Genomic DNA, 12,514 nt, shown 5'->3' on the forward strand with positions numbered 1-12,514 from the left:
GGCCCGCCATGGACAGGTATTCCTTCCTGCGCGAACTTGCCGACAGCTGGGTGCTTCTGCTGCTGGTGCTGTTCTTCCTGGGGGCGATCGTCTTCGCCCTCCGGCCGGGCTCGCGCCTTCTGCACCGCGATGCGGCCGAAAGCATCTTTCGCAACGAGACGAAACCCGCACCGGCGGGCGAGAAGGAGGTCGAGTGATGGCCGAGAACGACGACCCGCACAACAGCCCGCAGAATCCCGACAACCGGATCGAGCTGGAGCGCCAGGCCGCCGATCAGGGCCACAAGGCGGACATCCTTGCCCATCCGCCCGAGGGACCCGGCGGCGATCCGCTGCACCCCCCCGTCACGCCGCGGCCCGGCGCCACCCGCGTGGTGCGCAACCGCAAGGGCGGGCGGCAGGTGGTCGAGGTGCCCTCGACCGGACATAGCTGGGACGGGATCGAGGAGTATGACAACCCGCTGCCGCGCTGGTGGCTGTGGACCTTTTACGCCACCATCGTCTGGGCGGTGTTCTATGTCTTCGCCTATCCTGCCATCCCGCTGCTGAACGGGCCGACGCAGGGTCTGCTGGGCAAGAACTACCGTTCGGACGTGGCCGCCGAAATCCAGCGCTTCAACGAGGCGAATGCGCCCATCCAGGCCAAGCTGGTCGAAACGCCGCTGGAAGACATCGCCGCCGACCCGGAACTGGCCAACTATACCGCCAATGCCGGCGGGGCGATCTTCCGCACCTGGTGCGCGCAGTGCCACGGCTCGGGCGCCGGCGGGGCCACCGGCTACCCGTCGCTGCTGGACAATGACTGGCTGTGGGGCGGCACGGTCGAGGATATCCACACCACGGTGATGCATGGCATCCGCGATCCGCTGGATGGGGATACCCGCTATTCGGAAATGCCGCGCTTTGGCATCGACGAGCTGCTGGACGCCACCCAGATCAGCCAGGTGGTCAACCATGTGCTGGCCCTGGGCGACCTGCCCCATGACGCGGCCCTGGCCGCCGAGGGCGAGATGGTCTTTGCCGACAACTGCTCGTCCTGCCATGCCGAGGACGGGACCGGCGACCGTTCCCAGGGCGCGCCCGACCTGACCGACGCCGTCTGGCTTTACGGTTCCGATACGGCGACGGTCACCCGGATCGTGCGCGACGGCCCCTTCGGCGTCATGCCGTCCTGGACCGGCCGCCTGTCCGAGGCCGATATCGTCGCCGTCGCCGCCTATGTCCACAGCCTGGGCGGCGGCGAGTAAGAGAACACCCAGATCCGGGACCGGGAAACCGGCCCCGGTGGCACCGGCCCCCCGTCCTGTTCGCGCGTTTCCAAGGGGGGCCGGTGTTCTTATCAAATCTCAAGGCTCGGGCCGTGCGCAAGCCGGTTCGGGCTGTTTTTTATCCGGTCTGCGGCAATTCGCCCCATCCAAGCCGTGGCGGCGCGGGGTCATCTAGGCTGCGACAATTCGGCCCATGTCCCCCGGATTTCGCATCGCTATGCTCGGCCCCGCCCGCGATTGACGCAGATCAATGCGCCTTCTCTGCCAGGCTTTATACCCGAGCCCCGCGCAACAGGAGCCAACCATGTCGAATCCCGACATCGACCCGCCACGTCTTTATGCCGCCAGAGAACCCATTTTCCCCCGCAAGGTCAGCGGATGGTTCCGCAACCTGAAATGGATCATCATGGCGCTGGCGCTGGGGGTCTATTACATCACCCCCTGGATTCGCTGGGACCGCGGGCCAAGCCTGCCCGATCAGGCGGTGCTGATCGACCTTGCCAACCGCCGCTTCTATTTCTTCTGGATCGAGATCTGGCCGCATGAATTCTATTTCGTCGCCGGCCTTCTGGTCATGGCGGGCCTGGGCCTGTTCCTGTTCACATCGGCCCTGGGCCGGGTCTGGTGCGGCTATGCCTGTCCGCAGACCGTCTGGACCGACCTGTTCCTGCTGACCGAAAGCTGGGTCGAGGGCGACCGCAACGCCCGCCTGCGGCTGTGGAACGCGCCGTGGAACCTGCGCAAGCTGCGGCTGCGGATGACCAAATGGACGCTCTGGCTTGGGATTTCCCTTGCGACCGGCGGCGCCTGGATCTTCTATTTCACCGATGCGCCGACCCTTCTGGGCAACCTGCTGGCCGGACAGGCCCATCCCGTCGCCTATATCACCATGGGCATCCTGACCGCCACGACCTTCGTTTTCGGCGGCTTCGCGCGCGAACAGATCTGCGTCTATGCCTGTCCCTGGCCGCGCATCCAGGCCGCGATGATGGACGAGGACACGCTGACAGTCGCCTATCGCGACTGGCGGGGCGAGCCGCGCGGCAAGCTGCACAAGGGCGAAGCGACCCGCTCCGACGGCGGAGCCAAGGGCGATTGCATCGATTGCATGGCCTGCGTGAACGTCTGCCCGATGGGCATCGACATCCGCGACGGCCAGCAGTTGGAATGCATCACCTGCGCGCTGTGCATCGACGCCTGCGACGAGGTGATGGACAAGATCGGCAAGCCGCGTGGCCTGATCGACTACATGGCATTGCGCGACGAGGCGGCCGAACGTGCCGGCGATGCCCCGAAATCGCTTTTCAAGCATGTCCTGCGACCGCGCACGATCCTTTACTTCACGCTTTGGTCGGGGATCGGTGTGGCGCTGGTGGTGGCGCTGTTCCTGCGCTCGCCCTTTGACCTGAACGTGACGCCGGTCAGGAATCCGCTTTACGTCACCATGGCCGATGGCGCGATCCGCAACACCTATGCCCTGCGCCTGCGCAACAAGCAGGGAAGCGAGCGTGACTTCACCGTCTCGGTTGCCGGACCCGACGGCACCGTGCCGCAAGGTGTCGCCGTGACGCTGGAAGGGCTGCCCGATGCCAAGGTCAGCGTGCCCGCCGACAGCACGCATACGCAGCGCGTCTACATCACCGCGGAAAACGATTCGGCGCTGGCCAGGGCCGGGCAGACAGAGTTGACGCTTTGGGTCGGGGATGCCACCGATGGCCGCAAGACCCATATCGGCACCGTCTTTCACGGAAGGAGCGAATGATGCCTCGCGAACTGACCGGCCGCCATGTGCTGATCATCACCCTGGGCGCCTTTGGCACCATCATCGCCGTCAACCTGTTCATGGCGTTCAAGGCCGTCGGCACCTTTCCGGGGCTGGAGGTCAAGAACAGCTATGTCGCCTCGCAAAGCTTCGACCGCGACCGCGATGCGCAGATGGCGCTGAACTGGACCGTGACGCCGGAATATGACGGGCGCGAACTGGCGCTGGCGATCCGCGACGCCCAGGGCCTTCCGGCCCCGGTCCAGGCGCTGGAGGTGACGATCGGCCGTCCCACCCATGTGCGCGACGACCAACGGCCCGAATTTTCCTATACCGGCGGGCTGTTCCACGCGCCGCTGGATCTCGAACCGGGGTTGTGGAACATTCATCTGACCGCGACGGCGCCGGATGGCACCGTCTTCCGCCAGCGCATCGACCATTACCTAGGCAATCGGGTGGATTGAGATGACGGACGCCACGCTGCACGACCACGACGCCCGGCTGTCGGCCTGTCCGGCCTGCGACGCCGCGCCGCTGGCGCAGCGTATCGCCGGCGCCCAGGGCGGACAGGGCGATGTCGTCCTGTCGCTGCCGACCATCCATTGCGCGGTCTGCATCACCGATGTCGAGCGGGAGCTGAACCGCCATCCCGGCGTTCGCGAGGCGCGGGTCAACCTGACGCTGCGCCGCGTGACCGTGGATGCGCCGGGCATGAGCGCCGAAGAACTGATCCCGCTGGTCGAAAGCATCGGCTACGAAGCGCATGAGCTTGACCCCGCCGCGCTTTCCGCCAGCGCCGCCGACCGGCAGGGCCGCGACATCCTGATGCGCATCGGCGTCGCGGGCTTCGCGATGATGAACATCATGATCCTGTCTGTCGCGGTCTGGTCGGGGGCCGAAGACGCGACGCGCGACATGTTCCACTGGATTTCCGGCGCCATCGCCCTGCCGACCGTGGCCTTTGCCGGCCAGCCCTTCTTTGCCAGCGCCTGGCGGGCGCTTAGGCATGGGCGGCTGGGCATGGACGTGCCGATCTCGCTGGCGCTGATCCTGGCCAGCGCGATTTCGGTCTACGAGACGGTGCAATCGGGCCACCACGCCTATTTCGACGCGGCGGTGATGCTGTGCTTTTTCCTGCTGATCGGGCGTTACCTGGACTATCGCACCCGCGCCGTCGCCCGTTCCGCAGCCGAGGAGCTGACCGCGCTGGAGGTGCCGCGCGCCTTTCGCGTCACGGCCCAGGGCGACGAGCCGGTGCCGGTGGCCGAACTGGCGCCGGGCGACCTGATCCGCATCCGCCCCGGCGCCCGCGTCCCCGCCGATGGCGAGATCACCGAAGGGCGCAGCGAGATCGACCGCTCGCTTCTGACCGGGGAAAGCATCCCGGTCGCCGCCGCGCCGGGCCTGTCCCTGTCGGCCGGTGAGGTGAACCTGACCGGCCCGCTGGTCATGCGGGTGACGGCGGCCGGGCGCGACAGTTCGCTGGCGCGGCTGACGGCGCTGGTCGCGGCGGCGGAATCGGCGCGCGGCCATTATACCGGGCTGGCGGACAGGGCCTCGCGGCTGTATTCGCCGCTGGTGCATCTCTTGGCCTTTTGCAGCTTTCTGGGCTGGTATTTCGCCACGCGCGACCTGCGGCTGGCGCTGAACGTGGCGGCGGCGGTGCTGATCATCACCTGCCCCTGCGCGCTTGGCCTGGCCGTGCCGGCGGTGGTTACGGCGGCATCCGGGCGGCTGTTCCGGCGCGGCATGCTGATCAAGGACGGCTCGGCGCTGGAACGCCTGGCCGAGGTGGATGCGGTGGTTTTCGACAAGACCGGCACCCTGACCATGGGCGTGCCGCAACTGGTCTCGCTGGACCCGATCCCCGCTGCGGCGCGGCCCGTGGCCCTGGCTCTGGCCCAGGGGTCAAGCCATCCGCTGTCGCAGGCGCTGACGCAGGCGCTGCGCGACGCGGGAACCGAAGCCGCGGCGCTTGCCGATCTGCGCGAGGTGCCCGGCCACGGCATTTCGGGAACCTGGCAGGGGCGCGAGGTGCGGCTGGGCCGTGCCGACTGGCTGGGCGCCGATCATGGCGATGCGCGGCTTTCGGCAAGCTGGCTGTCTTTGGGCCAGGAAGCGGGGCAGGGCGCGCCGATCCGGCTGGAATTCTCGGACCGGCTGCGGCCGGGCGCCGAGGCTTGCGTGGCGCAGATCCTCGGCTCGGGCCGGCGGGTGATGCTGCTTTCGGGCGACGCCGCGCCGGTGGTCCAGGATCTGGCGCAGCGGCTGGGTATCGCGGAATGGCGCGCCGGCGTCACCCCGGTCGAAAAGGCTGATACCCTGCGCGAGATGCGCCGGCAGGGGCTGCATCCGCTGATGGTCGGCGACGGGCTCAACGACACCGCCGCCCTGACCGAGGCGCATGTCTCGATCTCGCCCGCCTCGGCGCTGGACGCGGCGCGCACCGCCTCGGACATGGTGCTGATGGGCAGCGACCTGGCCCCGGTGGCCGAGGCGCTGGTGCTGGCGCGCCAGGCGCGCGCCCGGATCAAGGAAAACTTTTCCATTTCGCTGATCTACAATATCGTGGCGGTGCCCATCGCCATTGCCGGCTTTGCGACGCCGCTGATGGCGGCGCTGGCCATGTCGCTGAGTTCCATCAGCGTGACGCTGAACGCGCTGCGGCTGCGGTAAGGAGGAAGCATGGAAATCCTGGGCCTTCTGATTCCGGTTTCGCTGGGCCTTGGCGGGCTTGGCCTTGTGGCCTTCATCTGGTCGCTGCGCGGCCGGCAATACGAGGATCCCAAGGGGGACGCCGCGCGGATCCTCAGTTCGGAATGGGACGATCGCCCCAAGCCGTGACACGCGCGCCGGTCACGCCCTTGTTGGCTTGCATTATCAACAGCGAAAGGCCAATCAGGCGCCACCCAACAGACAGGTGAGCGATGGCCAGCCCCGCCCCGTTTTCGCGTTACGAATTCATGATCGCCTGGCGCTATCTGCGCGCGCGCCGGGCCGAAGGCGGGGTCAGCGTGATGACCTGGATCAGCCTGATCGGCATCACCCTGGGGGTGATGGCGCTGATCGCCACCCTGGCGGTTCGGGCCGGTTTTCGTGCCGAATTCGTCGACACCATCCTGGGCGCCAATGCCCATAGCACCGTCTATTACGCCCCCACCCAGATCTATAACGAACTGACCGAGGAAACCTATGTCACCCCCGGCCGGATCGAGGATTACGATGCGCTCGCCGCCCGGATCGCGCAGATCCCCGGCGTGACCCGCGCCGTTCCGGCGGTGCGCGCGCAAGTCATGGCGCGGCAAGGCGATGCCGCCGGCCTGGGCGATGTCCATGGCATCGCGCTTGACGCGCTCCGAGGGATGGCGGGTATTGCCGATCCGCAAAGCGCGCAGGGGAACCTGGACGATTTCGACCAGGGCATCGCCATCGGCATCGGCATGGCGCGCGATCTGGGGCTGGGCGTCGGCGACCGGCTGCAACTGGTCGCGCCCGATGGCGCCAAGACCCCGTTCGGCACCACGCCCAGGGTCGAATCCTTCGAGGTGGTCTATATCTTCTCGGCCGGGCGCTATGACGTCGATCAGACCCGCATCTACATGCCGCTGGTCGCCGCGCAAAGCTTCTTCAACCGCGAGGGCCAAGCCGATGAGATCGGCGTCTTCGTCGCCGACCCCGAGCGGATCGACGACTGGACGGCGCCGCTTTTGCAGGAGGCGGGCGAACGCGGGCAGATCTGGACCTGGCGCGACGCCTCGGGTTCCTTCCTGGCCGCGCTCGACATGGAAGATGACGTGATGTTCCTCATCCTGTCGATCCTGGTGCTGATCGCGTCGATGAACATCACCTCGGGGTTGATCATGCTGGTCAAGAACAAGGGCCGCGACATCGGCATCCTGCGCACCATGGGCCTGACCGAGGGCTCGGTCCTGCGGGTGTTCTTCCTTTGCGGCGCCTTTACCGGGGTGATCGGCACCATCGCCGGGGTGGTGCTGGGGGTGGCATTGTCGCTGAACGTCGATCACATCATGGCGGCGCTGAACGCGCTCAGCGGCGGCAATGCCTGGCAGCCCGAGGTGCGCGGCATCTATCACCTGACCGCGGACCTGCGCGCCTGGGACATCTTCCGCGCCGCGGCCCTGTCGCTGGTGCTGTCATTCATCGTCACCATCTTTCCCGCGCGCCGCGCCGCGCGCATGAACCCGGTCGAGGCGCTGCGCTATGAATGACATCCTGGTGCTTGAAGATATCTGCAAGACCTATGGCCTGGGCGGCCCCGCGCCGATCCCGGTGCTGTCGCACCTGTCGCTGACGATCGCGCCGGGCGAGGTCGTGGCGCTGGTCGCGCCGTCGGGGGCGGGAAAATCCACGCTGCTGCACATCGCCGGCCTGCTGGACACCGCCGATTCCGGCCGGGTGCGGCTAAGGGGCCGCGACATGGCCGAAGAAAGCGACCGGGCCCGGACCGAGGCGCGGCGCAGGGAATTGGGCTTCGTCTATCAATTCCACCACCTGCTGCCGGAATTTTCGGCCGCCGAGAACATCATGTTGCCGCAACTGGCCAATGGCGTGGCGCAGGGTCCGGCGCGGGCGCGGGCCCTGGAACTGTTGGGCCAGGTCGGGCTGACGCATCGCGCCGATCACCGGCCGGCGCAACTGTCGGGGGGCGAACAGCAGCGCGTGGCCTTTTGCCGGGCGCTGGCGAACCGGCCGGCGCTGCTGCTGGCGGACGAGCCGACGGGGAACCTGGACCCCGCGACCTCGGACAAGGTCTTCGACATGCTGATGGCGCTGGTGCGCGAAACCGGGCTTGCCGCGCTGATCGCCACCCACAACCTGGATCTGGCGGCACGGATGGACCGGGTGATCCGGCTGGACGCATGAGCCGCGCCTGGGCCTGGGCCGCGATCTGCGGCTGTGCGCTGACGGCCCCGCCCGCCGCCGCCGACCCGTTCGAGAAATTCGGCACGGCGATGAAATACGGCCTGCCGCTGGGGGCTGCCGCCTGCGCCGCAGACCAGGGCAGGCTGGAAGATTTCGCGGTGCGCGGCGTTCTTCAGGCGGCATTGGTCTGGGGAATGAAGGAACTGTTCGACGGCCGGCCCGTCGCGCGCCGCCCCTCGGGCGGGGGCAAAGGCTTTCCATCGGGCCATACCGCGGCGGCCTTTTTCGGCGCCGCCGACCTGGCGGGCAAATGCTTCGACGACCAGCCCGAAGCCGGCGCCATGGCCTATGGCGCGGCCGGGCTGACCGGCTGGAGCCGCGTTCACGCCGGCGAACACACGCCGCAGCAGGTCTGGACCGGCGCATTGGTCGGGTTCACCTTTGGCGCCGCCAGCTTCGGCATCGGCAGCAAGGGTGCAAGCTTTTCGCTTGGCATGCGGTTCTGACCGGCCACCGTCCGTTTCGGTCGCCCCCCTGGGATACGCGGCGCAACCGGGCGGGCCTGCGTCACACGTCCAGTTCCTCGGTATCGGCGAATTGGGCGTTTTCCTGGATGAACTGAAAGCGCAGTTCGGGCTTCTTGCCCATCAGCCGCTCGACCAGGTCGCCGGTTTCGCCGCTTTCCTCCTCGTCGATCGAGACGCGGATCAGCTTGCGCGTCCTGGGATTCATCGTCGTGTCCTTCAGGTCCTTGGCGTCCATCTCGCCCAGGCCCTTGAAGCGCTGCACGTCGATCTTGCCCTTGCCGCCCAGCCCCTTGGCCAGCCACGCCTCTTTTTCGGCATCGTCGGCGACATAGATGCGCTGCGCCCCCTGCGTCAGGCGGTAAAGCGGCGGGCAGGCCAGATACAGGTGCCCCTTGTCGATCAGCGGCCGCATCTGGGTAAAGAAGAACGTCATCAGCAGCGACGCGATATGGGCGCCGTCCACATCGGCATCGGTCATGATGATGATCTTGTCATAGCGCAGGTCGTCGACATTGAAGCGTGACCCCATGCCGACCCCCAGCGCCTGGCAGAGATCGGCGATTTCCTGGTTCGAGCCAAGCTTGGACGATGCCGCGCCCAGCACGTTCAGGATCTTGCCGCGCAAGGGCAGCAGCGCCTGGCTGGTGCGTTCACGCGCCATCTTGGCGCTGCCGCCCGCCGAATCGCCCTCGACGATGAACAGCTCGGTGCCGTCGCGATTGGTGGCCGAGCAATCGACCAGCTTGCCGGGCAGGCGCAGCTTTTTCGTGGCCGATTTGCGGGCGGTTTCCTTTTCCTGCCGGCGGCGCAGCCGCTCCTCGGCGCGCAGCACCAGGAAATCCAGGATGGCGCCGGCCGATTTCGTATCCGCGGCCAGCCAGTTGTCGAAATGGTCGCGCACCGCGCCTTCGACCAGGCGCTGCGCCTCGCTGGTGGCCAGCCGGTCCTTGGTCTGGCCGACGAATTCCGGCTCGCGGATGAAACAGGACACCAGCGCGCAACCGCCGGCCAGCAGGTCGTCGCGGGTGATCTGCGCCGCCTTCTTGTTGCTGACCCGTTCGCCATAGGCGCGGATGCCGCGCAGGATCGCCGACCAGAAGCCGGCTTCATGCGTGCCGCCTTCGGGGGTGGGGACGGTGTTGCAATAGGACTGGATGAAGCCGTCGCGCGACGGCGTCCAGTTGATCGCCCAGTCCACCTTGCCCGGCGTGTTGAACTTTTCCTTGAAATCGACGCTGCCGGCAAAGGGCCGGTCGGCATAGGTCGAGGCCTTGCCCAGCACCTCGCCCAGGTAATCGGCAAGCCCGCCGGGAAAGTGGAAGGTGGCCTCCAGCGGCGTTTCGCCGTCGTCGATCTCGGATTTCCAGCGAATTTCCACGCCCGAGAACAGATAGGCCTTGGACTTGACCATGCGCAGCAGCCGCGCCGGCTTGAAGCGGTGATGGCCGAAGATCTGCTCGTCGGCGTGGAAGGTGACGGTGGTGCCGCGCCGGTTCGGCGCCGCGCCGACCCTCTCGACCGGGCCCAGCGGCAGGCCGCGCGAAAAGCGCTGCTCGAAAAGTTCGCGGTTGCGGGCGACCTGCACCACCATGCTGTCGGACAGCGCGTTGACCACCGAGGCGCCGACGCCGTGCAACCCGCCCGAGGTCTGATAGGCGTCGCCCGAAAACTTGCCGCCCGCGTGCAGCGTGCACAGGATCACCTCCAGCGCCGATTTGCCGGGGAATTTCGGATGCGGGTCGATGGGGATGCCGCGGCCGTTGTCGCGGATCACCACGCTGAAATCGGCCAGAAGCTCGACCTCGATGCGGCTGGCATGGCCGGCCACCGCCTCGTCCATCGAGTTGTCCAGTATCTCGGCGACCAGGTGGTGCAGCGCGCGTTCGTCGGTGCCGCCGATATACATGCCGGGCCGCTTGCGCACCGGCTCCAGCCCCTCCAGCACCTCGATCGACGAGGCCGAATAGCTGTCGGAAGCCTTATCCGCGGCGGGGAAGAGATCGTCGGCCATGGCACCTGCTCGTCTTGTTCTTCTGGGGCGCGGTTATCTCATGCCGCATGGGCCGGGAGCAAGGGGAAGCGGCCGGGCGATGGCCGGACGCACGGGACGGGGACCGGGCCAAGCCAATCCTTCCGCCCCAAGGGCCGAAAAGCGCGGGCGGGTTGACCAAGATCAAACGACGCCAGCCTGCACCGTGCGATGATCCCCTTGGCCGTCGTGCCGCAGCTTGGACGGGGGAAAATGCAAGGTCATCCGGTTGCAAGTGAAACACTGGCCACGCCAGCGGCAGAGCACGCCGGGGCGGGGAGGGCAGAACCATCAGCCGCCCCGCCATCCGCCCCGCCCAAGCCCGATATGGACGGGCCGAAACGCTTTCCCAGCCTTGATCCCGATGCGATCCGCCTGGCCTTCGAAACCGGGCGCTACCCCTATCCGCGCCGGATGGGGCGGGTCGCCTATGAAAGGGAAAAGGCGCTTTTGCAGGCCGAACTGCTCAAGGTGCAGATCTGGGCGCAAGAGACCGGGCAGAAATTCGTGATCCTGTTCGAAGGGCGCGATGCCGCCGGCAAGGGCGGCACGATCAAGCGCTTCATGGAACATCTGAACCCGCGCTTCGCCCGCGTGGTGGCGCTGAGCAAGCCATCCGAGGTCGAGCGGGGCCAATGGTTCTTTCAGCGCTATATCCGGCACCTGCCCACCGCCGGCGAAATGGTGTTCTATGACCGCAGTTGGTACAATCGCGCCGGGGTCGAGCGGGTCATGGGCTTCTGCTCGGCGGTGGAATACCTGGAGTTCATGCGCCAGGCGCCAGAATTCGAACGCATGCTGGTCCGCTCGGGCATCCGGCTTTACAAATACTGGTTCTCGGTCACGCGCGACGAACAGCGCGCGCGGTTCACGGCGCGCGAGACCGATCCGCTGAAACGCTGGAAGCTGTCGCCCATCGACCTGGCCAGCCTTGATAAATGGGACGATTATACCGAGGCGAAAGAGGCGATGTTCTTTTACACCGACACCGCCGACGCGCCCTGGACCATCGTCAAGTCCAACGACAAGAAACGCGCGCGGCTGAATTGCATGCGGCATTTCCTGTCCACGCTGGACTATGCCGACAAGGATCCCGAACTGGCCGTGCCGCCCGACCCGCTGATCGTCGGCCATGCCAGCCATGTGATCCATTCGGCCGAGCATATCCTGGGCACGGCCCTGCATTCCGACCGGCAGCGCGAGCCCGCGCCGCAAAGGCCGCTTGCCGGCAGCCCCGCCGTGCCGTAGCCGCGGCGGATCAGGACGGGGATGCGGCCGGTTGCACCCGGCAGCCGCGCTTGGCCGATCCGTCCGGCGCCGGAACTGGCGGCCGGGCGGTGACAAGGCGCTTGGGGGCCGGTCATTCCGGCTCGGCCAGCCGCTCTTGCCACATCTTGCGAAAGGCCGGCCTGGCCTGGCAATCGTCCAGCCAGGCCATGACGGCGGGAAACTGCGCCATCAATTCGCCATGGCCCTGTGCATAGCGCAAAACCTCGGCCACGTTCAGATCGGCCACCGTAAAGCGCCCGCCGACCAGGTGGCCGTGGCGGGCAAGATGATTCTCCAGCACCGCGAGCGGCCGGACCAGCCGCTCGGCTGCATGGGCGATTGCGGCCTGGGCCGCCCCGGACTGCGCCTGTCCCCTTGCATGGTTGAACAGGATGACCAGCGCGTCCTGTTCGATCGTGGTGGCCGCGTAAAAGCTCCATTGCAGCATTACCGCGTCCTCGATGGCATCGGCGGGACCGAAGGGCTGGCCGTGTTTGCGCGCCAGATGCAAGGTGCAGGCCAGCGATTCCGACAGCACCAGGTCGCCGTCCTGGATGACGGGAATCGCCCCGGCCGGCGAAAGCTTCAGGAAATCCGCGGAATGCGTGTTCAGCGGCGCGTCCGGCGCATCGGGATCAGCCAGGCGATAGGCCTGGATCACCGGCACCTGCTTGAACGGCAAGCCCAGTTCGTGGCACAGCCAGATGATGCGCGAGGCGCGCGAGCGTGTGACGCCGTGGATGGTCAGCATGGGCTTTCTCCTGTCATGGGGCAGT

General features: G+C 67.1%; 12 protein-coding genes. 10 read left to right on the forward strand and 2 right to left on the reverse strand.

Going from position 1 to position 12,514, the window contains the following annotated elements:
• The first annotated feature begins 8 nt into the window (after positions 1-8).
• The 9 genes from F3H32_RS01640 (at position 9) to F3H32_RS01680 (ending at position 8,419) form a co-directional block, all read left to right on the forward strand.
• Entirely contained in the window at positions 9-197 is a 189-nt protein-coding gene (locus F3H32_RS01640; RefSeq protein WP_115755170.1) for a cbb3-type cytochrome c oxidase subunit 3, read from the forward strand.
• Positions 197-1,246, forward strand: coding sequence for a cytochrome-c oxidase, cbb3-type subunit III (gene ccoP, locus F3H32_RS01645; RefSeq protein ID WP_188128558.1), 1,050 nt, complete (start codon positions 197-199; stop codon positions 1,244-1,246). The genes F3H32_RS01640 and ccoP overlap by 1 nt, the downstream gene beginning before the upstream one ends.
• Before the next feature lie 325 nt (positions 1,247-1,571).
• Complete coding sequence (gene ccoG, locus F3H32_RS01650; RefSeq protein ID WP_149763836.1) at positions 1,572-3,029, forward strand: cytochrome c oxidase accessory protein CcoG; 1,458 nt, start codon at positions 1,572-1,574, stop codon at positions 3,027-3,029.
• Positions 3,029-3,493: a FixH family protein gene (locus F3H32_RS01655; protein WP_115755196.1), complete on the forward strand. Its 465-nt coding sequence runs from the start codon at positions 3,029-3,031 to the stop codon at positions 3,491-3,493. The genes ccoG and F3H32_RS01655 overlap by 1 nt, the downstream gene beginning before the upstream one ends.
• A 1-nt stretch (position 3,494) precedes the next feature.
• The gene (locus tag F3H32_RS01660) at positions 3,495-5,705 is read left to right on the forward strand and encodes a heavy metal translocating P-type ATPase (RefSeq protein ID WP_149763838.1); all 2,211 of its coding nucleotides are present in this window, start codon (positions 3,495-3,497) and stop codon (positions 5,703-5,705) included.
• 9 nt (positions 5,706-5,714) lie between these two features.
• On the forward strand, positions 5,715-5,873 hold the full coding sequence (gene ccoS / locus F3H32_RS01665) for a cbb3-type cytochrome oxidase assembly protein CcoS (protein WP_115755172.1): 159 nt from the start codon (positions 5,715-5,717) through the stop codon (positions 5,871-5,873).
• Between the two features lie 83 nt (positions 5,874-5,956).
• Positions 5,957-7,258 (forward strand): ABC transporter permease, encoded by a 1,302-nt coding sequence (locus tag F3H32_RS01670; protein WP_149763840.1) that lies wholly within the window; start codon positions 5,957-5,959, stop codon positions 7,256-7,258.
• Complete coding sequence (locus tag F3H32_RS01675) at positions 7,251-7,913, forward strand: ABC transporter ATP-binding protein (RefSeq protein WP_149763842.1); 663 nt, start codon at positions 7,251-7,253, stop codon at positions 7,911-7,913. Before F3H32_RS01670 ends, F3H32_RS01675 begins: the two co-directional genes overlap by 8 nt.
• The gene (locus tag F3H32_RS01680; protein ID WP_149763844.1) at positions 7,910-8,419 is read left to right on the forward strand and encodes a phosphatase PAP2 family protein; all 510 of its coding nucleotides are present in this window, start codon (positions 7,910-7,912) and stop codon (positions 8,417-8,419) included. Before F3H32_RS01675 ends, F3H32_RS01680 begins: the two co-directional genes overlap by 4 nt.
• Before the next feature lie 61 nt (positions 8,420-8,480).
• Here the strand turns inward: F3H32_RS01680 and parE are convergent, their stop codons facing one another.
• The gene (parE, locus tag F3H32_RS01685; protein WP_149763847.1) at positions 8,481-10,451 is read right to left on the reverse strand and encodes a DNA topoisomerase IV subunit B; all 1,971 of its coding nucleotides are present in this window, start codon (positions 10,449-10,451) and stop codon (positions 8,481-8,483) included.
• A gap of 231 nt (positions 10,452-10,682) precedes the next feature.
• Between parE and ppk2 the strand changes: the two genes are divergently transcribed.
• Complete coding sequence (ppk2, locus tag F3H32_RS01690) at positions 10,683-11,717, forward strand: polyphosphate kinase 2 (RefSeq protein ID WP_149764209.1); 1,035 nt, start codon at positions 10,683-10,685, stop codon at positions 11,715-11,717.
• Between the two features lie 112 nt (positions 11,718-11,829).
• Here ppk2 and F3H32_RS01695 read toward each other — a convergent pair whose 3' ends face one another.
• Complete coding sequence (locus F3H32_RS01695; RefSeq protein ID WP_149763849.1) at positions 11,830-12,489, reverse strand: glutathione S-transferase family protein; 660 nt, start codon at positions 12,487-12,489, stop codon at positions 11,830-11,832.
• Positions 12,490-12,514: the final 25 nt, after the last annotated feature.

Origin of the sequence: Paracoccus thiocyanatus (genome assembly GCF_900156255.1) — a bacterium.
Lineage (GTDB): Bacteria > Pseudomonadota > Alphaproteobacteria > Rhodobacterales > Rhodobacteraceae > Paracoccus > Paracoccus thiocyanatus.